Genomic DNA, 19564 nt, shown 5'->3' with positions numbered 1-19564 from the left:
GGTTGAGGTCAAGCGCCTTTATCGCAGCTTCAGCCGCCGGGGTCCGGCCCCTTCTTCGCCCATCACGTCATCAGGGTTGCGCAGCGGGCACTCCTCCAGAGACAGGCAGCCGCAGCCGATGCAACTGGCGATCTGATCGCGAAGCTGGAGCAGGCGCGTGATGCGGTCGTCGAGCATGCCGCGCCACTCGTCGGTGAACTTCTGCCAGTCGCGGGCATTCGGCACATGGTCATGCGGCAGATCGGTCAGCGCCTCACGGATGCGCGCCAGCGGAATGCCGGCGCGCTGCGCGATGCGGATGATGGCGATGCGGCGCAGCACCGCGCGGTGATAGCGGCGCTGGTTGCCCTGCGTGCGCCAGCCCTCGATCAGACCCTTAGCTTCGTAAAAATGCACGGTCGAGACGGCTATGCCGGAGCGCCGCGCCACCTCGCCCACCGTGAGAACGGCGGCCGGCTTTTTGGGCATGGTCAAACCTCAACTATTGATGAGGTAATCATGGTGTGCCGTAACGCTCAATGCAAGCCGCACTCCATGCGGCGACATGCGCGGGCGAAAGCCCTTTCCATGGGCGGGGTGCATCGTCTAGAGCAGCCGGGTGCGTGCGTCAGCTCTCTCCCGAGCCGATGCGTCGCCTTCGATTTCGCAATTCCTCGACACCGGCTATGGAACGGGATGGCATGATGTATCCGCAGACAGAACTCTTCATCGATGGCGCGTGGAGCGCGGCTTCGGACGGCAGGACGATGGACGTACTCAACCCGGCGACGGGTGAGGTGATCGGCACGGTGGCCTGTGCCACGCCGGCGGATCTCGACCGGGCACTTGCGGCTGCCGAGCGTGGTTTCCGCACATGGCGCAAGGTTTCGCCTTTCGAGCGCAGTAAGGTGCTACGCGAGGCCGCCCGCCTGATGCGCGAGCGCGCGCCGCGCATTGCCGGGCTTCTGACGATGGAGCAGGGCAAGCCGCTGGCAGAGGCGCTCATCGAGATTCACGGCTCCGCCGACATCATCGACTGGTGCGCCGAGGAAGGCCGCCGCACCTATGGCCGGGTGGTGCCGGCCCGCGCCGAAGGCATCTATCAGCTCGTGGTGAAGGAGCCGGTCGGCCCGGTTGCCGCCTTCACGCCGTGGAACTTCCCGGTCTCGCAGGCGGTGCGCAAGATTGCCGCAGCACTGGCCACCGGCTGCTCCATCATCGTCAAGCCGCCGGAGGAAACGCCGGCCTCGCCGGCCGCCCTGGCCGATATCTTCAGGGATGCCGGCCTGCCGGACGGCGTGCTCAACCTCGTCTACGGCAACCCGCCCGACATATCGGGCTATCTGGTTCCGCATCCGGTCATCCGCAAGGTCTCGTTCACCGGCTCGGTGCCTGTGGGCAAGCATCTGGCCGCACTCGCCGGCCAGCACATGAAGCGGGCGACGATGGAGCTCGGCGGCCACGCGCCGGCGATCGTGTTCGACGACGCCGATCTCGACAAGGCGGCCGAGCTGCTGGCGGCATCGAAGTTCCGCAATGCCGGGCAGGTGTGCGTGTCGCCCACGCGCTTCCTCATTCAGGAGCAGGCCTACCAGCCATTTCTGGAAAAGTTCGTTGGCCGCGTGAAATCCATCAAGGTCGGCGATGGTCTGGCCGAGGGCACGAAAATGGGCCCGCTGGTCAATGAGCGCCGGGTGCAGGCGGTCGACACGCTGATCTCCGAAGCGGTCAGCCAGGGCGCGAAGCTGGAAACCGGCGGCAAGCGCATCGGCAACAAGGGCAGCTTCTACGAGCCGACCGTGCTGTCGGGCGTGACCGGCGACATGCGCATCATGAACGAGGAGCCGTTCGGGCCGGTGGCGCTGGTCGCGCCGTTCAGCGGTTTCGATGACGTCATCGCCGAGGCCAACCGCCTGCCTTACGGGCTTGCCGCCTATGCCTTCACCTCCTCGGCAAAGACGGCAACCGCGCTCGGGCAGGAACTGGAAACCGGCATGCTGACCCTCAATCATCTGGGTCTGGCGCTGCCGGAAGTGCCCTTCGGCGGCATCAAGGACAGCGGCTATGGTTCGGAAGGCGGCACCGAAGCGCTCGAAGCCTATCTGGTGACCAAATTCGTCAGCCAGTCCGGCGTTTAGGACTTTTTATCATGCATCGAAGGCCGGGTTCGTCCCGGCCTTTTCTGTTATGAAGCCGGGGATGTCGGTCCCCCGCGTGGACCAATGCACTGACATTGACAATGCATCTGCCCGAAAACATGATGCATCAAATACCATAATGGCAGCGCGCTTTTCCCTGCCTGCCTGAACCCGAATGCAAGGAGCCGTCATGACAGCCCAGCCGAACTCAGTCGAAGCCCGCGATATAAGCTACCACATGCATTCCTACACCAATGCCCGCAGGCATGAGGAAATCGGGCCGCTGGTCATCGAAAAGGGCGACGGCATCTATGTCGAGGATGCATCGGGCAAGCGTTACATCGAAGCGATGGCGGGGCTGTGGAGCGTGGCGGTCGGCTTCTCAGAGCAGCGTCTCGTCGATGCCGCCACGCGGCAGATGAAACAGCTGCCTTTCTATCATAATTTCACGCACAAAAGTCATGCGCCGGTGATCGATCTGGCCGAGAAGTTGGTGTCGATCGCGCCCGTGCCAATGAGCAAGGTGTTCTTCACCAATTCCGGCTCGGAAGCCAATGACACGGCCATGAAGATGATCTGGTATCGCTCCAATGCGCTGGGCCAGCCGCAGAAGAAGAAGATCATCTCCCGCAAGCGCGGCTATCACGGCGTCACCATTGCCTCGGCCAGCCTGACCGGCCTGCCCAACAACCACATTTCCTTCGACCTGCCGATCGCCAATGTGATCCACACCGGCACGCCGCATCACTATCGCGATGCGCAGCCCGGCGAGAGCGAGGAGGCTTTCGCCACGCGCCTCGCCGATGAACTCGAGCAGCTCATCCTCGCGGAAGGTCCGGATACGATTGCCGCTTTCATCGGCGAGCCGGTGATGGGCGCCGGCGGCGTCGTCGTTCCGCCGGCCACCTACTGGGAGAAGATCCAGGCGGTTCTGGCGAAATACGACATTCTGCTGGTCGCCGACGAGGTCATCTGCGGTTTCGGCCGCACCGGCAGCATGTTCGGCTGCGAGACCTTCGGCATCAGGCCCGACATCCTCGTGATGTCGAAGCAGCTGTCCTCGTCCTATCTGCCGATCTCTGCGCTGCTCATCAACGATCGCGTCTACCAGCCGCTGGCCGACGAGAGCAACCGCATCGGGACGTTCGGCCATGGCTATACCGCCGGTGGCCATCCGGTTCCGGCGGCTGTCGCGCTCGAAAACCTCAGAATCATCGAGGAGAACGATCTGGTCGGCAATGCAAAGCGGGTCGGCGCCCACATGCAGAAGCGCCTGCGCGAGCTGGCGGATCATGAACTGGTTGGCGAAGTGCGCGGCGTCGGCCTGATCGCCGGCGTCGAGCTGGTGGCCGACAAGGCCACCAGGGCACCGTGGAAGAATGCCGGCGCGCTCGGCCTGCTGGTCAATGGCCATCTGCAGGAAAACGGCGTCATCTCGCGCAACATGGGCGATACGCTGGGCTTCTGCCCGCCGCTGATCATCACCGAGAGCCAGGTCGACGACATGGTCGCGGCGGTGAAAAAAGCTCTCGACGCCTCGCTGCCTGAAGTAAAGGGCTGATCCCCTTCATTACGGGCCTTGCCCGCCGTGCGACTTATGGAAGCCGGCCGCCTCGAAAAGAGGGCGGCCGGTTTGCCTTTTCAGGATCGTGCAGCGACCGGCAGGTTGCCTGCTTTTTCCATGCGCACGCCGATGCCCGCGCCATCTGTGTCGAACAGCAGCTCGACGCCGCAGCGCGTGAATGCCCTGATGACCAGCTCTTCGGAGCCGCGCTGAAGCGCGTGGCGGTGGCATTCAAAATCCTTGATCGTGCTGCGCGAAACGCCGGCAGCGCTGGCGAGCCGGTCCTGTGTCCAGTTCAGAAGGCCACGCGCGGCCCGACACTGTTCGGGAAATATTTGCATCGATCAGCCCTTGCAGTACGGCGGTAGATTCAACCATAATGGATGAAATCAGGCAATATCGTCTCGACTCTATCCAAGGATCACCGCATGCTGGGCGGCGCGTCTCTCATCTGGATGATTGTGCTGCCGTTCGTGGCGAGCGCTGTCGCCGCGCTGCTGCCGTCCAATGCACGCAATGCCGAAGCATGGCTGGCCGGCGGCGTGATGCTCGTCATTTTCATCGTGGTGATGATGTCTTATCCGGACATCGCCGCGGGCAATGCGGTTCGTCAGGAAATCAGCTGGGTGCCGGAGCTCGGACTGGAGCTGGTCTTCCGTCTCGACGGCTTTGCCTGGATGTTCGCCATGCTGATTTCCGGTATCGGCTTCCTGGTGGTGATCTACACGCGCTACTACATGTCGCCGGAAGATCCCATTCCGCGCTTCTACATGTTTTTCCTCGCCTTTGCGGGATCGATGCTGGGCGTCGTTCTGTCCGGCAACCTCATCCAGCTGGTGATTTTCTGGGAGATGACGAGCGTCTTCTCCTTCCTGCTGATCGGCTACTGGCATCACAATCCGGCGGCGCGCGATGGGGCGCGCATGTCGCTGACCGTCACCGGCATCGGCGGGCTTGCGCTGCTGGCCGGCATGCTGCTGATCGGGCATGTGGTCGGCAGCTATGATCTGGACGAGGTGCTGGCCTCCGGAAATCTGCTGCGCGAGCATGATCTCTACACGCCGATCCTGATCCTCGTGCTGCTCGGCGCCTTCACCAAGAGCGCGCAGTTTCCGTTCCAGTTCTGGCTGCCGAACGCCATGGCCGCACCGACGCCGGTTTCGGCCTTTCTGCACTCGGCCACGATGGTCAAGGCCGGCGTCTTCCTGATGACACGGATGTGGCCGGTGCTGGCAGGCACCTATGAGTGGTTCTTCATCGTCGGTCTGGCCGGTATGATCACGCTGGTTCTGGGAGCCTTCTTCTCGATCTTCCAGCAGGACATCAAGGGCCTGCTCGCCTATTCGACGATCAGCCATCTCGGCCTCATCACCATGCTGCTCAGCCTGGGAAGTCCGCTGGGCGCGGTCGCCGCCATCTTCCACATGATGAACCATGCCACCTTCAAGGCGTCGCTGTTCATGGCCGCCGGCATCATCGATCATGAAACGGGAACGCGCGACATGCGCCGCCTCGGCGGGCTGCTCAGCGCCATGCCGATCACGGCGACGCTCGCCATGGTGGCGAGCGCGGCCATGGCGGGCGTGCCGCTGCTCAACGGCTTCCTGTCCAAGGAGATGTTCTTCGCCGAGGCGATCGAGCACCATGCCGATTCGTGGCTGGATACCATCGCGCCCTATGCCGCCGTCATCGCCAGCACCTTCGCCGTCACCTATTCGATCCGCTTCATTCACAGCGTCTTCTTCGGCAAGGCGCCCGAACCCCTGCCGCATGAGCCGCACGAACCGCCCTTCTTCATGCGCCTGCCGGTGCTCCTGCTGGTACTGATATGCCTCATCGTCGGCATCGTTCCGGGGCGCACCATCGGCCCCTACCTGCACAGCGCGGTGGTTTCGGTGCTCGGCGATTCCACGCCCTATTACAGCCTGTCCGTGTGGCACGGCTTCAACCTGCCGCTGATGATGAGCATCGTGGCGCTGGTCGCCGGCGTTCTGATGTTCCTCGTCATCCGCACCTATCTGGCGACGAGCGAGGAGGGGCCGCCCTTCTTCCGGCGGATCAACGGACAGCGCATCTTCGAGCAGGTCATGGTCACCGTGTCATGGCGCTGGGCGCGTTTCCTCGAAGGGTGGCTCGGAACCCGCCGTCTGCAGCCCCAGTTGCGCCTGCTGGTCGCCATCGCCTTCATTGCCGGCATCCTGTCGCTGTGGCGGGGGCCGATGCTGCCGGATGTCAAGTTGCCGGCCAGCAGCGATCTGGTCTTCTCCGCGCTGTGGCTGCTTGGGATGGCCTGCGCCATCGGGGCCGCCTATCAGGCGAAGTTCCACCGTCTGGTCGCTCTCATGCTGCTGAGCGGCGCGGGGCTGATCACCTGCATCACCTTCGTGTGGCTTTCCGCGCCCGATCTGGCGCTGACCCAGCTTCTGGTGGAAGTCGTCACCACGGTGCTGATCCTGCTTGGCCTGCGCTGGCTGCCGCAGCGGTTCCAGGAGGTCGAGACGCCTGTGCAGGCGTTCTGGGCGCAACTGCGCCGCTACCGCGACTTTGCGATGGCGATTGCCTGCGGGCTCGGCATGGCGATCATCTCCTACGCGGTGATGGCGCGCCGGCCGCCGCAGACCATTGCCGATTACTTCGTGGAGAACGCCTACCCGCTGGGCGGCGGCACCAATGTCGTCAACGTGATCCTCGTCGATTTCCGCGGCTTCGACACGTTCGGCGAGATTACCGTTCTCGGCATCGTCGCCATCACCGTCTTCGTGCTGCTGCGCCGCTTCCGCCCCGCACCGGAGAGTGTCGGCTCGACCGACCAGCAGCGCCGACAGTCGGCGGATGATCCTGCCGCCAAGCCGGGCGCCGGCACCATTGCCAGCGACTATCTGTATGTGCCTTCCGTCATCATGCAGTGGATGTTCCCGGTCATCATCGTTCTGTCGGCCTATCTGTTCCTGCGCGGACATGATCTGCCGGGTGGTGGTTTCGTGGCGGGCATTGCGCTGGCCTCGGCGTTCATCCTGCAATATCTGGCTGCCGGAACGCGCTGGGTGGAGGAGCGGCTCAGGGTGCTGCCGGTCAAATGGATCGGCTGGGGGCTGCTGATCGCTGCCGCCACCGGCATGGGCTCCTGGGCACTGGGCTATCCCTTCCTGACGTCGCACGCGCAATATGTGGACCTGCCCGTGGTGGGCAAGGTGCCGGCGGCGACGGCCCTGTTCTTCGATCTCGGCGTCTTCGCACTGGTTCTCGGCGCCACGGTGCTGATGCTGATCGCGCTGGCACACCAGTCCATCCGCAAGCTCAGGGTGGCGAAGACGGCGGCCCTTGCCGAGCAGGAGGTGCAATGACCGAACTGACCCTCTCGCTCGCCATCGGCGTTCTGGTCGGCTCCGGCGTCTGGCTGCTTCTGCGGCCGCGCACCTATCAGGTGATCGTCGGTCTGTCGCTGATCGCCTATGGCGTCAATCTCTTCATCTTTTCCATGGGGCGGCTGCGCAGCGGCGTGCCCCCGGTGCTGGATACGGGCGGCGCGGTTGACCCGACAGCCTATACCGACCCGGTACCGCAGGCGCTGGTGCTGACCGCCATCGTCATTGGCTTCGCCACCACAGCCCTGTTTCTGGTGGTGATGCTCGTGGCCCGCGGTCTGACCGGAAGCGACCATGTCGACGGCAGGGAGCCGTGATGCAGCTGGCCAATCACCTCGATATAGCGCCCATCATCCTGCCGCTGGTCACAGGCGCATTCCTGCTCCTGTTCGACGAAAGACGGCATACTTTCAAGTCGCTGGTCAATATCGCGGCCACGCTCGGCCTGCTTCTTATTGCCGGCACGCTGGTGGCTCAGGCCGATGTCGAAGGTTCGGTGGCCAGCGTCTATCTGCTGGGCAACTGGGCCGCACCTTACGGCATCGTGCTGGTCGTCGACCGGCTTTCGGCCATGATGCTGTTGCTGACCGCCCTGCTGGCAACTGCGGCGCTGGTGTTCTCGCTCGCGCGCTGGCACAAGGCCGGCCCGCATTTCCATTCGCTGTTCCAGTTCCTGCTCATGGGCCTGAACGGCGCTTTCCTCACCGGCGATCTGTTCAATCTGTTCGTCTTCTTCGAGGTTCTGCTGGCCGCCTCCTACGGGCTGATGCTGCATGGGCTGGGTGTGACGCGGGTGCGCTTCGGCATGCATTACATCGCCGTCAATCTCGCCGCCTCGATGCTGTTCCTGATCGGCGTCAGCCTCATCTATGGCGTCACCGGAACGCTCAACATGGCAGACCTTGCCGTGCGCATTCCGGCCGTCCCGGCGCAGGACAGGGCGCTTCTGGAGGCCGGAACCGCCATTCTGGGCATCGCCTTCCTCACCAAGGCCGGCATCTGGCCGCTGTGCTTCTGGCTGCCGGGCGCCTATTCGGCGGCGGCGGCACCCGTTGCCGCGATCTTCTCGATCATGACCAAGGTCGGCGTTTATGCGGTGCTGCGCCTGTCGCCGCTGCTGCTCGGCGCGCGCGCCGGCGATTCCGCCAGCTTCGGCGACGTCGGCCTGCTGGTCGCCGGTCTGGTGACGATGGCCTTCGGCACCATCGGCGTTCTGGCCTCGCAGGCCATGGCGCGCCTCGTTTCCTACAGCGTTCTGGTTTCCTCGGGCACGCTGCTGGCCGCGGTGGGCATGGCCGATGCCGGCGTCACCACCGGCGCGCTGTTCTACATGGTCTCCTCCACGCTCACCATCGGCGCGCTGTTCCTGCTGGTTGAACTGGTCGACCGCTCGCAGGACCCCGCCGCCAACGTTCTTGCGGTGACGATGGAGGCCTATGGCGACGATCCGGAAGAAGAGGAGATCGACGAGGAGGTCGGCGTGACCCTGCCGGCAACGCTGGCCATTCTCGGCATCTGCTTCGTGCTGTGCGGGCTGCTCCTGTCCGGGCTGCCGCCGCTGTCGGGCTTCCTCGGCAAGTTCGCGCTGCTGTCGGCGGCGCTGTCGGCCGGCGATGATGGCGCGATTTCCGGCATGGCCTGGGCCTTCTTCGCCGTACTCATCATCTCGGGCCTGTTTGCCATGGTGGCCATGCTGCGCGTCGGTATCCGCACCTTCTGGGCGCCGCCCATCGAGGGCGTGGTGCCGCGCGTGCTGGTGGTGGAGTTTGCGCCGGTGGCGCTGCTGCTGGCGCTGTGTGTGGTGATGACCGTCAAGGCCGGGCCGGTGATGGCCTATGTCGATGCCACCTCGCAATCGCTGCACTCGCCGGATGCCTATATCGAAGGCGTGCTGTCGGCCCGTCAGGTGCCGTCGCCGAAGATGGAGGCCGGCCGATGACACGCTTGCTTCCCTATCCGCTGCTGGCCGTCTCGCTGCTGTTCATGTGGCTGCTGCTCAACGGTTTCACGGCCGGACATTTCCTGCTGGGAGCCGTCATTGCGCTGGTCGCGGCATCGACCATGTCGGCCCTGCAGCCGTCCAAGCCGCGCATCCGCCGCTGGAGCCGGATCGCCACGCTGATGGGCATCGTCTTCGTCGACATCCTGCGTTCCAACATCGCGGTGGCGCGCATCAACCTCGGTGGCAGGAAGCTGGAGGTCGTGTCCGGCTTCGTGGCTATACCGCTGGAAATGCGCGATCCGACCGGCCTTGCCTTCCTCGCCTGCATCATCACCAGCACGCCCGGCACCGCCTGGGTGGAATACAGGTCGACTGAAGATCTTCTGCTGATCCATGTGCTGGATCTGGTCAGCGAGGAATCGTGGAGCGAACTGATTAAGGGCCGCTACGAGGCGCTGCTGATGGAGATTTTCGAATGAGCGTCACCATTCTGTTCTGGTCCATCACGCTGGCGCAGCTCTTCCTGGCGGCAGCCGCCCTTTGCTGCGGCGTCAGGCTGTTCAAGGGGCCGCGCGCGCAGGACAGGGTGCTGGCCCTCGATGCGCTCTATGTCTGCGCCATGCTGTTGCTGATCACTTTCGGCATCCGCACCGGCTCGACGCTCTATTTCGAGGGGGCTCTGGTGATCTCCCTGCTCGGCTTCGTCTCGACCTCGGCGCTGGCGAAGTTCCTCATGCGCGGGGAGGTGATCGAATGAGCCACGCCGCCGAACTTCCGCTGTGGGCGGCGCTCATCGTCGCTTTCCTGCTGCTTCTGGGGTCGGGCCTGACGCTGCTGGGCACGATCGGGCTGGTGCGTCTCGACAGCTTCTACAAGCGCGTCCATTCGCCGACGCTCGGCACCACATGGGGCACGGGCGGCATATTGCTGGCTTCGATGCTGTTCTTTTCGGTGATCGAAAGCCGCCCGGTGCTGCATGAGCTGCTGATCGCCGTGTTCGTCACCGTGACGACGCCGGTGACGCTGATGCTGCTGGCGCGCGCGGCGCTGTTCCGCGACCGCACCGAGAAGAATCCCGAGGTTCCGACCTTTACTGCCGTTGCGGAGCGCTCGTCGGAAGTGGTGGCGCGCGGCGTCAACAATGGCGGGGCGGCAGAGGACTGATCGCGCGGCGGGTTCCCTGCTCAAACGGCTCCTGACGCGTGCCGCGATCTTTCAGGTTCGCTCCTCACGCTTTAAGTCCCTGTTTTCGCGCATGTCGTTATCCCAAGGCCGGTTCCCGCTTTCGGGTGACATGCGTTAGCGTTCGATGCGCGTCGACAGGATGATGGAGGACAGGGTTCTCTCAACCCCCTCCATCGCGCCGATCTCGTCCAGAAGCGTGTCGAGATCGCTGATCGAGGGCGACTCGACCACCACGATCATGTCGAAACTGCCGCTCACCGAATGCAGCGCGCGCACCGCCGGCTTTGCCCTCAGGTCCCGGACCACCTTGTCGGAGAGTTTCGGGGTGACGGTCAAAAGCACATGAGCGCGCACCAGGCCCTTCTCGTAGTCCGGCGACAGCCTCACCCCGTAGCCGGTGATGACGCCGCGCGCCTCCAGCCTTTCGATGCGGCTTTGCACGGTGGTGCGCGAAACACCGAGCCTGCGGGCCAGTTCCGCCGTCGGCGCACGCGCATTCTCGCGCAGCAGGGCGATGAGCTCCTGATCGGTATTTTTCGGCATATCGTCAAACTCACATATCAGACTGCTGAAAATATAGCATCGATCTGCCTGAATGCATCCTTTCTTTCGACGGGGAAGTTGCGATGATTCCTCCCTGATTTCACCAACAGAGGGATTGGCCATGAAGGAAATCGTCGTCATCGGCGCGGGCAAGATCGGCTCCACCATTGCAGGCATGCTGGCGGGGACCGGCGACTACCGGGTCACCATCGTCGACCGTTCCGCAGACCAGCTTGAAAGGCTGGACCGGGTGGAGGGCGTGTCGGGTCTGGAGCTGGATATCGCCGCGCCCGGCGAGCTGGAAAAGGCGCTGGCCGGCAAGTTCGCCGTGCTGAGCGCCGCGCCCTTCAGCCTCACCACGCGCATCGCCGAGGCGGCCGCTTCCGCCGGCGTCCACTATCTCGACCTCACCGAGGACGTCGCTTCGACCCGCCGCGTGAAGGAACTGGCGAAGACGGCGAAAAGCACCTTCATTCCCCAGTGCGGGCTGGCCCCGGGCTTCATCTCCATCGTCGCCGCCGACCTTGCCAGCCGCTTCGACACGCTGGACAGCGTGCGCATGCGCGTCGGCGCCCTGCCGCAATATCCGTCCAATGCGCTGAACTACAACCTGACCTGGAGCACTGACGGCGTCATCAACGAGTATTGCGAGCCGTGCGAGGCGATCGTCGAGGGCGAACTGGTCGAGGTGCCGCCGCTGGAGGAGCGCGAGGAATTCTCGCTCGACGGCGTGACCTATGAGGCCTTCAACACCTCTGGCGGCCTCGGCACTTTGTGCGAGACGCTGAAGGGCAGGGTGCGCACGCTGAACTACCGCACCATCCGCTATCCCGGCCATGCCGCGATCATGAAGGCGCTGCTCAACGATCTCGGCCTGCGCCACCGCCGCGAGGTGCTGAAGGATATTTTTGAAAGCGCCCTGCCGGCCACCACGCAGGACGTGGTCATCGTCTTCGTGACGGTTTCCGGCCGCAAGGATGGCCGTCTGCTGCAGGAAACATATGCCAACAAGGTCTACAGCCGCCGCATCAACGGCAAGGTGCTGAGCGCCATCCAGATCACCACGGCCTCCGGCATCTGCGCCGTGCTCGACATGCTGGCCTCCGGCGACCTGCCGCAGCAGGGCTTCGTGCGGCAGGAAGACATCGCGCTCGACACCTTCCTCGCCAACCGTTTCGGCCGCGCCTACGCCCAGCCGGAGAACCATGGTGCGGAAAACCTGACGGGCAAGGCGGCGTAATCGCCACAGACTGCAGGGAAAACCGCGCGCCCCCGCTCCGAATCGGATGCGGGGGCGTATATGCATCAGCGTTTATGTTGCATTGCACAAAACGCAACGCAGCCATGCAAAATTGAGCCTTTCGCCGAAAGGGGGCTGCCTGTATCTATTGATCATCGAATTCCGCCGGGCCTACCTCCTCCCAGACCCAGCGGATATAGGCCAGCCATTATCCTCCTCCCGATAGCTGGCCTTCTCATACGACACCCGCCGGACCTCCTCCCCCGGCGGGTGTTGTTATTTCAGCTCCTGTTTTCTCCTTTATCACTGTTTCGGTGGGCCTTGATCCTGCGAAGCCGGTCTGCGCGGAAACGCCGGACCGCCGGCGGGTGGCCGCAGCGCATGCACAGGCCGGGCGGACTTTTTTGCGCACCCCTGACAGTTCCAGCAGAAGTGCGAAGCGGCTTTGCGGTCGCAACTGCGCGAAAACAACGAACTGAAGCGTTTTCTGCGGGTGGCGGAAAACGGGAATGCTCCGGGGACGCCATGTGGTGGCGGATTTCCTGCTCTTTCCTAACGGGATGCACGAATCGGTGAGCGCTTCCGATCCCCGTTGAAATCGATTTCATTTGTCTCTAAGCTCATCCGCGAAACTGAGCTCCAGGGAGGATTTCACATGAAGAAGTCGCACATACTTTCCGCCGTTGCGGGCGTTGCACTCGCATTTTCGGCGGTCTCCGCATTCGCGCAGGATTTCAAGATCGGCCTTTCCAACGGCTGGGTCGGCTCCGAGTGGCGCACGCAGATGATCGACGAGGCCAAGGCCGCTGCCGAGGCTTGGAAGGAAAAGGGCGTCAACGTCACCGTCGAGGTGCAGAGCGCCAATGTCGACGTTCCCGGCCAGATCGCCCATGTGCGCAATTTCATCAGCGCCGGCGTTGATGCCATCATCATCAATCCGAACAGCCCGACCGCATTCGATCCGGTCTTCGCGCAGGCCAAGGAAGCCGGCATCCTCGTCATCGCCACCGATGCCGAAGTCTCTTCGCCGGATGCCCTCTATGTCGGCATCGACCAGAAGGCATGGGGCGCTGCGGGCGCCGAGTGGCTGGCCAGGACGCTCGACGGCAAGGGCAATGTCGTCGCCATCAACGGCGTCGCCGGCCATCCGGCCAACGAGATGCGCGTCGCAGGCTACAAGGAAGTGTTCGCCAGGCATCCCGACATCAAGGTCGTCAACGAAGTGAACGCCAACTGGGATCAGGCGCAGGGCCAGCAGGCCATGCAGAACCTGCTCGCCACCTATCCCGACATCAACGGCGTGTGGGTGCAGGACGGCATGGCCGCCGGCGCCTGGAAGTCGATCATGGATGCGGGCAAGGCTGGTTCCATCGCCGCCACCGGCGAGATCCGCAAGGACTTCATCGACCTGTGGACCAAGGACAAGCTGAACTCCGGCGCCTCCGTGAACCCTCCGGGCGTCATGGCTTCGGCGCTGAACGTTGCCGTGCTGATGCTGCAGGGCAAGGAGCTGAAGGAGCCGGCGGAAGCGGGCCAGTACAAGAACGCGATGTACCTGCCGATCCCGTTCATCGACAGCTCCAATCTGGAGGAAGCAGCCAGGCAGGTCGAAGGCAAGCCCGGCTATTATTCCTACACCAGCGCGCTGTCGATCTCCGACGCCGAGGCGCTGTTCAAGTAACAGAGCGAGCATAGCAATCCCGGCAAAACAGCTTTGCGCTTTTGCCGGGATTGCACAGAACAGAAGGTGAGGGCGCTTCCGTCTTTCGAGGCAAGGCGGAAACGTTCCGGAAATGGCAGGCGGGGCTTGTCCCCCCGCCGCCGGATGATGACGGCAGGACCATGAGCAGGCTGCAACTCAAGGGCGTCGCCAAGAGCTATGGCGCGACGAAGGCGCTTCGCCATGCCGATCTCGACATCGGGGCCGGCGAGGTGCATGTGCTGATGGGCTCCAACGGCTCGGGCAAGAGCACGCTGTCCAAGATCGTCGCCGGCTCCGTGCGGCCCGATACGGGCGAGATCGTTCTCGACGGAAAGCCGGTTACCATCAGCGGGCCGCAGGCGGCGCGGGCACTCGGCATCGCCATCTTCTATCAGGAGCTGTCGCTGGCCGCGCACCGCACGGTGGCTGAAAACATCTGCCTTGCCGACCTGCCGTCGCGCGGAGCCTTCGTGGACCGCAAGGCGCTGGAAGCACGGGCTGCGAAATATGCCGCGCTGTTCGAGGGTGTGACCGGCGAGGGCTTTTCACTGGATGCGGTCGTGCAGGATCTGCGCGCCGATCAGCGCCAGCTCGTCGAGATCATGAAGACGCTGGCCGGCGAGGCGTCGGTGCTCATCTTCGACGAGGCGACCTCGGCGCTCGACCGGGCGCAGGTCGAACGCTTCTTCGAGATCCTGCGCGACCTGAAGCGCGAAGGCCGCTCCATCATCTTCATCTCGCACCGCATGGACGAGATTTTTGCGATCGGCGACCGGGCCACCGTCATCCGCGACGGCGAGATCGTCGGCACCCGTCAGATCGCGGACACCACGCCGGCCGAGATCATTTCGCTGATGGTGGGCGCGCAGGAGGAAGCGGCAGCGCCTGCCGACGCCGCCCCCGCCCGGGCCGGCGCGGCTTCGGTGCTGTTAGTGAGAAATCTCTCCGGTGCCGGCTTCTCGGACGTCAGCTTCGAGGTGCGTGCCGGCGAAATCCTCGGTTTTGGCGGCCTGCACGGGCAGGGCCAGTCGGCGGTGCTGCGGGCGCTGTTCGGCGCGAATCCGCCTGCCTCGGGCCATGTCGAACTCGGCGGCAAGCCGCTCCGTCCGAACAACCCGCGCGAGACCATCCAGCAGAGGGTCGCCTATGTATCGGGCGACCGCTCGCGCGACGGCGTGGTCACCGGCCGTCCGATCCTCGAAAACGTCATGCCGATCCATTATTTGCGCGAGCGCATGGTGCTGGCCAATCCTTCCGCGCTGGCGGCGAAGGCATTGCCCGCCTTGCAGGCGCTCAGGACCAAATTCGCGGGCCTTGGCCATCCGATCTCGTCGCTTTCCGGTGGCAACCAGCAGAAGGTGGTGATCGCGCGCTGGCTGATCGACCGCCCGGCCGTGCTTCTCCTCGACGATCCCACCAAGGGCATCGATCTCTCCGCCAAGACGGACCTGTTCACGCTGATCCGCAAGCTGGCCGCGGAAGGCATGGGCATCGTGCTCTATGCATCCGAGGACGCCGAGCTGCTCGACAATGCCGACCGCATCCTTGTGTTCAACGGAGGCTCGGTCCGGCGCGAGCTGACCGGCGCGGAGCGCACCCGCTTCAACCTCTACCAGGCCGCATACGAGGCTGCATGATGGCAAGCATCGAGGCACCCGCCCGTTCCCGCAGCAGCAGCGCCGTCAAGCGAGCGTTTGAGCGCTATCCGTTCCTGCCCGCCCTGATCATCCTCGTGGTTCTGATTGCGCTGAACGGCTGGTTCCAGCCGCGCAGCGTGTCGCTGGTGGGCATGACCGGGCAGATCAAAACCTATCTCGCGCTGATGCTTCTGGCCGTCGCCCAGACCTATGTTATCTATGCTGGCGACATCGATCTTTCGGCAGGCGCGATCGTGTCGCTGGTCAATGTCGTCATCGTGGGCGTCATGGGGCAATGGGGCGGGGATGGTGTCACCATCTTCGTAGCATTGGCCATCGGGCTGGCGACCGGGCTCGTCTGCGGCATCGTCAACGGCCTCGTGGTGGCCGCACTTCGCTTGCAGGCCATCGTCGCCACCTTCGCCACGTCGATCTTCTTCACCGGGCTGGCGCTCTACATCCAGCCGGTGGCGGGAACGCCGGCACCCACCGCCTTCTGGCGCACCTATGGCGGGCGCATCTTCGAAATTCCCTTCGTCTTCTACATGGCGGTTCTGTTCGCGATCCTGCTTGTGGTGCTGGTGCGTACGCGCCTGTCGCTGCGCCTGCTTGCGGTCGGCGACGGCCAGCAGGAAGCGTTCCAGAGCGGCCTGCCGGTCACCCGCATCCGCATGGGCGGCTACGCGCTGTGTGGCGTGTTCGCCGCCCTTGCCGCCTTCTGCATCACCGGCGATACGGCAAGCGGCGATCCGCTGGTCGGCGGCAAGATGACGCTGTTCTCCATCGCAGCCGTCGTGCTCGGCGGCAGCGCTCTGGCCGGCGGCTACGGCACGGTGGTCGGCTCGGTCATCGGCGCGCTGATCATCGGCTTCATCAACTCGCTGGTGTTCTTCGTCGGCACGCCGTCGGAATGGCAGAACCTCGTGCAGGGTGCCGCCATCCTGCTGGCGCTGATGACCGGCGTGCTGGTTGGGCGGAGGGCGCGGGCATGAGCACGGTGACCACCTTCCTCAGGCAGCCGCTGGTGGTGGCCCTGATCCTGATCGCAGCCCTTCTGTGGCTGGGCGAGACGCTGTCGCCGGGCTTCGCCTCCGGCCAGCAGATATTGCGCCTGCTGATCGTGGCCGCACTTCTCGGCATCGTCGCAGCCGGCCAGAACCTCGTCATCCTCGGCGGGCGCGAGGGCATCGACCTGTCGGTCGGCGGTGTGGTTTCGCTCAGCGCCATCATCGCCGGAAATCTGATGGCGGGCGAAAATGGCGGCATTTCGCTGGCCATCCTCGCCTGCATCTTGACCGGCGCTTTCTTCGGCCTGATCAACGGCATCGGCGTGACTTTGCTGCGCATCCCGCCGCTGGTCATGACGCTCGGCATGCTCGGCGTTCTGCAGGGCCTGCTGGTGGTTGTGCGGCAGGGCATCCCCTCGGGGCGCGCGGCACCTGCGCTGGCCGATTTCGTGTCGCGCGATTTCCTGCTCGGCCTGCCAGGCATATTGTGGCTGTGGGTGGCCATCGGCCTCGTCATGGCCTTCCTGCTCAGCCGCACCGTGTTCGGCCACCGCATCTACGCCATCGGCTCCAACGAACAGGCGGCGTTCATGGCCGGCGTGCCGGTGAAGGTGATCCGCATCGCGTTGTTCGTGCTGTCGGGCGTGTTCGCGGCGATCGCCGGCATCTGCCTGCTCGGCTATTCGGGCTCGTCCTTCGCCAATGTCGGCGAGCAATATATGCTGGCCTCGATCATCGCCGTGGTGTTCGGCGGCACGCCGCTGTCGGGCGGCAAGGGCGGCTATACCGGCACCATGGCGGGCGCGTTCCTGCTGGTCATCCTGCAAAGCATCCTCACCACCGTCAACATCGACGAATCCGGCCGCCAGATGGTGTTCGGCGCCACGCTTCTGGTGCTGATGCTGTTCTACGGCCGCGGCCGCTCGATGCGCGCGTGATGGGGCGGGCGTGACGAAACCCATGACAAGGCGCCCGAAGATCAAGGACATTGCCGAGCGGCTCGGCGTCTCGCCGGCCACCGTTTCGCGGGCGCTGGCCGATACCGGGCTGGTGGCGGAGCCGACGCTGACGCGCATCCGCGAGGCGGCGAGCGCGCTCGACTACCGGCCCAATGTCAGCGCCCGCAATCTGCGCACCCGCCGCTCCATGGCGGTGCTTCTGGTGGTGCGCGACATCGGCAACCCGTTCTATCTCGACGTGGTCAAGGGCGTGGAGGCGGCGGCGCGCGCCGCCGGCTATGCCGTTCTGATGGGCAACGCCGAGAACGATCCCGGGCGCGAGAGCGAATATTTCGACATGCTGCGCGACGGTCATGCAGACGGCATGATCCTGATGACCGGCTCGCTGCCCTCGACGCCGGAATTTCGCCGGCGCCTGTCGCCGAACCTGCCGGTCGTCGTGGCGCTGGAAATGATCGAGGACGTGGATTTTCCGCATGTGCAGATCGACAATGCCGCTGCCGCCCGGCAGGCGATCGCGCATCTTGTCGGGCTGGGCCATGCCCGTATCGCCCATGTCTCCGGGCCCGTCCCGGAGGTGATGAGCATCCGCCGGCGCGACGGCTACCGCGCTGCGATGCATGAAGCTGGCCTGCCGATCCCGGAAGGTTATGAGCAGCGTGGCGATTACCTGCTGCAATCCGGCCGCGATGCCTGCCGCCGGCTGATGGCGTTGCCTGTGCCGCCGACCGCGATTTTTCTGGCCAATGACGAGATGGCCTTCGGCGCCATCCACGAGTTGCGCCGCATGGGGCGCGACGTGCCGGGCGACGTTTCCGTGGTCGGCTTCGACGATCTCTATCTGAGCGAAGCCTTCTCCCCGCCGCTGACCACGGTGGCGCAGCCGCGCGCCGAGATCGGCCGGCGGGCGATGGGCATGCTGCTCGACATGTTCGGCGGCGGGTCTGCGCCCAAAGAGCCGGTGATCCTGCCCACCACGCTGAAAGTGCGCGGCACCACCGCCGCGCCCAAAATGACCTGAACAACGCATTTCCTGAAAGGAGCGACCATGACGGAGTTTCCGAAAGCCACGCTGCGGGTCGGTTTCGTCGGCAGCGGCTTCATTGCCCATTTCCACCTGAAGTCGATGCTGGGCGTGCGCAATGTCGAGGTGACGGGCGTTTACAGCCGCAGCGCCGACAACCGCCAGCGCTTCGTCGATCAGGTCGCGGAACTGGGGCTGGGCGCCTGCACCAGCCATGACAGCCTTGAATCGATGCTGCGCGCCGGCGATGTCGACGCCATCTGGATCCTGTCGCCCAACCACACCCGCCTCGACATCATGCGCACCATCCATGCCGAGGTGAAGGCGGGCCGCAGCGATGTGTTCGCCGTGGCCTGCGAGAAGCCGCTGGCGCGCACGGTGCGCGAGGCGCGCGAAATGCTGTCGCTGGCAAAAGATGCCGGCCTCAATCACGGCTATCTGGAAAATCAGGTGTTTTCGACGCCGGTGCTGCGCGGCAAGGAGATCATCTGGCGGCGCGCCGCTTCCACCACCGGGCGGCCCTATCTGGCCCGCGCGGCGGAGGAGCATGCCGGCCCGCACGAGCCCTGGTTCTGGCAGGGCGACAAGCAGGGCGGCGGCGTGCTCTCCGACATGATGTGCCATTCGGTCGAGGTCGCGCGCCATCTGCTGACTGCACCCGGCGCGCCGCGCAGCTCGCTCACCATCAAATCGGTCAACGGCACGGTTGCCAATCTGAAATGGACCCGGCCGCACTATGCCGACCAGCTGCGCACCCGCTTCGGCGCCGAGGTCGACTACCGCAACCGGCCCTCGGAGGATTTCGCGCGCGGCACCATCACGCTGGAGGACGAGGACGGCAACGAGCTGGTGATCGAGGCGACCACCTCATGGGCCTATGTGGGGGCCGGTCTGCGCATCCAGCTCGAACTGCTGGGGCCGGAATACGCCATGGAGTTCAACTCGCTTTCGACCGGGCTGAAGGTGTTCATGTCGCGCGAGGTGAAGGGCTCGGAAGGCGAGGACCTCGTCGAGAAGCAGAATGCCGAGCAGGGGCTGATGCCGGTGCTGGAAGACGAGCCGGGTGTCTATGGTTACACGGACGAGAACCGCCACATGGTGGAATGCTTCCGCAAGGGCGAGACGCCGCTGGAAACTTTTGAGGACGGGCTGGGCGTGGTCGAAATGCTGATGGGGCTCTACCGCTCGGCCGAAACAGGCGAAACGGTGCGCTTCCCTGCTCCCGAGCTGGAAGACTACGTGCCGGTCGTGGCGCGGCGGGGCGCGTAGAACCCGGGGA

The 19564-nt window shown here is 64.6% G+C and carries 18 protein-coding genes; 15 read left to right on the top strand and 3 right to left on the bottom strand.

All coding sequences use genetic code 11. The annotated features are described in order from the left end of the window. Nucleotides 1-18 precede the first annotated feature (18 nt). The gene (gene soxR, locus HNR59_RS02635) at nt 19-468 is read right to left on the bottom strand and encodes a redox-sensitive transcriptional activator SoxR (RefSeq protein WP_183825582.1); all 450 of its coding nucleotides are present in this window, start codon (nt 466-468) and stop codon (nt 19-21) included. Between the two features lie 212 nt (nt 469-680). Between soxR and HNR59_RS02630 the strand changes: the two genes are divergently transcribed. Together HNR59_RS02630 and HNR59_RS02625 are read left to right on the top strand one after the other, a co-directional pair. Continuing rightward, a complete protein-coding gene (locus tag HNR59_RS02630) occupies nt 681-2117 on the top strand; it encodes an NAD-dependent succinate-semialdehyde dehydrogenase (RefSeq protein ID WP_210307193.1) in 1437 nt (478 codons plus the stop codon). Between the two features lie 190 nt (nt 2118-2307). Then, nucleotides 2308-3678, top strand: coding sequence for an aspartate aminotransferase family protein (locus HNR59_RS02625; RefSeq protein ID WP_183825579.1), 1371 nt, complete (start codon nt 2308-2310; stop codon nt 3676-3678). Between the two features lie 80 nt (nt 3679-3758). Here HNR59_RS02625 and HNR59_RS02620 read toward each other — a convergent pair whose 3' ends face one another. After that, the gene (locus tag HNR59_RS02620; RefSeq protein WP_183825576.1) at nt 3759-4022 is read right to left on the bottom strand and encodes a helix-turn-helix domain-containing protein; all 264 of its coding nucleotides are present in this window, start codon (nt 4020-4022) and stop codon (nt 3759-3761) included. A gap of 87 nt (nt 4023-4109) precedes the next feature. Between HNR59_RS02620 and HNR59_RS02615 the strand changes: the two genes are divergently transcribed. Genes HNR59_RS02615 through mnhG form a run of 6 tightly spaced genes read left to right on the top strand, consistent with a single transcriptional unit; the run spans nt 4110 to nt 10152 of the window. After that, nucleotides 4110-7025 carry a monovalent cation/H+ antiporter subunit A gene (locus HNR59_RS02615; protein ID WP_183825573.1) on the top strand — a complete coding sequence of 972 codons (2916 nt, stop codon included), beginning with the start codon at nt 4110-4112 and terminating at the stop codon, nt 7023-7025. After that, nucleotides 7022-7363 carry a Na+/H+ antiporter subunit C gene (locus HNR59_RS02610; protein ID WP_183825570.1) on the top strand — a complete coding sequence of 114 codons (342 nt, stop codon included), beginning with the start codon at nt 7022-7024 and terminating at the stop codon, nt 7361-7363. The genes HNR59_RS02615 and HNR59_RS02610 overlap by 4 nt, the downstream gene beginning before the upstream one ends. Beyond that, on the top strand, nt 7363-8985 hold the full coding sequence (locus HNR59_RS02605; RefSeq protein ID WP_183825567.1) for a monovalent cation/H+ antiporter subunit D: 1623 nt from the start codon (nt 7363-7365) through the stop codon (nt 8983-8985). Before HNR59_RS02610 ends, HNR59_RS02605 begins: the two co-directional genes overlap by 1 nt. Beyond that, complete coding sequence (locus HNR59_RS02600) at nt 8982-9467, top strand: Na+/H+ antiporter subunit E (protein WP_183825564.1); 486 nt, start codon at nt 8982-8984, stop codon at nt 9465-9467. The genes HNR59_RS02605 and HNR59_RS02600 overlap by 4 nt, the downstream gene beginning before the upstream one ends. After that, nucleotides 9464-9745, top strand: coding sequence for a K+/H+ antiporter subunit F (locus HNR59_RS02595; protein ID WP_183825561.1), 282 nt, complete (start codon nt 9464-9466; stop codon nt 9743-9745). Before HNR59_RS02600 ends, HNR59_RS02595 begins: the two co-directional genes overlap by 4 nt. Beyond that, nucleotides 9742-10152, top strand: a complete 411-nt coding sequence (mnhG, locus tag HNR59_RS02590) for a monovalent cation/H(+) antiporter subunit G (RefSeq protein WP_183825558.1) — start codon at nt 9742-9744, stop codon at nt 10150-10152. Before HNR59_RS02595 ends, mnhG begins: the two co-directional genes overlap by 4 nt. A 135-nt stretch (nt 10153-10287) precedes the next feature. Here mnhG and HNR59_RS02585 read toward each other — a convergent pair whose 3' ends face one another. Next, the gene (locus HNR59_RS02585; RefSeq protein WP_183825555.1) at nt 10288-10716 is read right to left on the bottom strand and encodes an Lrp/AsnC family transcriptional regulator; all 429 of its coding nucleotides are present in this window, start codon (nt 10714-10716) and stop codon (nt 10288-10290) included. Nucleotides 10717-10837: 121 nt separating this feature from the next. Between HNR59_RS02585 and HNR59_RS02580 the strand changes: the two genes are divergently transcribed. The 7 genes from HNR59_RS02580 to HNR59_RS02550 all read left to right on the top strand — a co-directional run bounded on the left by HNR59_RS02580 (nt 10838) and on the right by HNR59_RS02550 (nt 19554). Continuing rightward, the gene (locus tag HNR59_RS02580) at nt 10838-11956 is read left to right on the top strand and encodes a saccharopine dehydrogenase family protein (protein WP_183825553.1); all 1119 of its coding nucleotides are present in this window, start codon (nt 10838-10840) and stop codon (nt 11954-11956) included. A gap of 655 nt (nt 11957-12611) precedes the next feature. Further along, the gene (locus tag HNR59_RS02575) at nt 12612-13637 is read left to right on the top strand and encodes an ABC transporter substrate-binding protein (protein WP_183825550.1); all 1026 of its coding nucleotides are present in this window, start codon (nt 12612-12614) and stop codon (nt 13635-13637) included. 161 nt (nt 13638-13798) lie between these two features. Then, nucleotides 13799-15295, top strand: coding sequence for a sugar ABC transporter ATP-binding protein (locus tag HNR59_RS02570; protein WP_183825547.1), 1497 nt, complete (start codon nt 13799-13801; stop codon nt 15293-15295). Further along, nucleotides 15295-16287 carry an ABC transporter permease gene (locus tag HNR59_RS02565; RefSeq protein WP_183831268.1) on the top strand — a complete coding sequence of 331 codons (993 nt, stop codon included), beginning with the start codon at nt 15295-15297 and terminating at the stop codon, nt 16285-16287. The genes HNR59_RS02570 and HNR59_RS02565 overlap by 1 nt, the downstream gene beginning before the upstream one ends. Beyond that, nucleotides 16284-17240 (top strand): ABC transporter permease, encoded by a 957-nt coding sequence (locus tag HNR59_RS02560; RefSeq protein WP_183825544.1) that lies wholly within the window; start codon nt 16284-16286, stop codon nt 17238-17240. Before HNR59_RS02565 ends, HNR59_RS02560 begins: the two co-directional genes overlap by 4 nt. A gap of 22 nt (nt 17241-17262) precedes the next feature. Then, nucleotides 17263-18282, top strand: a complete 1020-nt coding sequence (locus HNR59_RS02555) for a LacI family DNA-binding transcriptional regulator (RefSeq protein ID WP_183825541.1) — start codon at nt 17263-17265, stop codon at nt 18280-18282. 27 nt (nt 18283-18309) lie between these two features. Further along, nucleotides 18310-19554: a Gfo/Idh/MocA family protein gene (locus HNR59_RS02550; RefSeq protein ID WP_183825538.1), complete on the top strand. Its 1245-nt coding sequence runs from the start codon at nt 18310-18312 to the stop codon at nt 19552-19554. Nucleotides 19555-19564: the final 10 nt, after the last annotated feature.

Origin of the sequence: Aquamicrobium lusatiense (assembly GCF_014201615.1) — a bacterium.
Lineage (GTDB): Bacteria > Pseudomonadota > Alphaproteobacteria > Rhizobiales > Rhizobiaceae > Mesorhizobium > Mesorhizobium lusatiense.
Note: the sequence above shows the minus strand (reverse complement) of the source record. Positions and strands in the feature narration are given on the sequence as shown.

Excerpts from the sequence above, each read along its gene's own strand:
- HNR59_RS02600 (WP_183825564.1), top strand. The coding sequence starts at position 8,982 with ATGACACGCTTGCTTCCCTATCCGCTGCTGGCCGTCTCGCTGCTGTTC.
- HNR59_RS02565 (WP_183831268.1), top strand. The coding sequence starts at position 15,295 with ATGGCAAGCATCGAGGCACCCGCCCGTTCCCGCAGCAGCAGCGCCGTC.
- HNR59_RS02595 (WP_183825561.1), top strand. The coding sequence starts at position 9,464 with ATGAGCGTCACCATTCTGTTCTGGTCCATCACGCTGGCGCAGCTCTTC.
- HNR59_RS02610 (WP_183825570.1), top strand. The coding sequence starts at position 7,022 with ATGACCGAACTGACCCTCTCGCTCGCCATCGGCGTTCTGGTCGGCTCC.
- HNR59_RS02620 (WP_183825576.1), bottom strand. The coding sequence starts at position 4,022 with ATGCAAATATTTCCCGAACAGTGTCGGGCCGCGCGTGGCCTTCTGAAC.
- HNR59_RS02575 (WP_183825550.1), top strand. The coding sequence starts at position 12,612 with ATGAAGAAGTCGCACATACTTTCCGCCGTTGCGGGCGTTGCACTCGCA.
- HNR59_RS02580 (WP_183825553.1), top strand. The coding sequence starts at position 10,838 with ATGAAGGAAATCGTCGTCATCGGCGCGGGCAAGATCGGCTCCACCATT.
- HNR59_RS02605 (WP_183825567.1), top strand. The coding sequence starts at position 7,363 with ATGCAGCTGGCCAATCACCTCGATATAGCGCCCATCATCCTGCCGCTG.
- HNR59_RS02630 (WP_210307193.1), top strand. The coding sequence starts at position 681 with ATGATGTATCCGCAGACAGAACTCTTCATCGATGGCGCGTGGAGCGCG.
- HNR59_RS02560 (WP_183825544.1), top strand. The coding sequence starts at position 16,284 with ATGAGCACGGTGACCACCTTCCTCAGGCAGCCGCTGGTGGTGGCCCTG.
- HNR59_RS02550 (WP_183825538.1), top strand. The coding sequence starts at position 18,310 with ATGACGGAGTTTCCGAAAGCCACGCTGCGGGTCGGTTTCGTCGGCAGC.
- HNR59_RS02555 (WP_183825541.1), top strand. The coding sequence starts at position 17,263 with ATGACAAGGCGCCCGAAGATCAAGGACATTGCCGAGCGGCTCGGCGTC.
- HNR59_RS02615 (WP_183825573.1), top strand. The coding sequence starts at position 4,110 with ATGCTGGGCGGCGCGTCTCTCATCTGGATGATTGTGCTGCCGTTCGTG.
- HNR59_RS02585 (WP_183825555.1), bottom strand. The coding sequence starts at position 10,716 with ATGCCGAAAAATACCGATCAGGAGCTCATCGCCCTGCTGCGCGAGAAT.
- HNR59_RS02625 (WP_183825579.1), top strand. The coding sequence starts at position 2,308 with ATGACAGCCCAGCCGAACTCAGTCGAAGCCCGCGATATAAGCTACCAC.
- HNR59_RS02570 (WP_183825547.1), top strand. The coding sequence starts at position 13,799 with ATGAGCAGGCTGCAACTCAAGGGCGTCGCCAAGAGCTATGGCGCGACG.
- mnhG (WP_183825558.1), top strand. The coding sequence starts at position 9,742 with ATGAGCCACGCCGCCGAACTTCCGCTGTGGGCGGCGCTCATCGTCGCT.
- soxR (WP_183825582.1), bottom strand. The coding sequence starts at position 468 with ATGCCCAAAAAGCCGGCCGCCGTTCTCACGGTGGGCGAGGTGGCGCGG.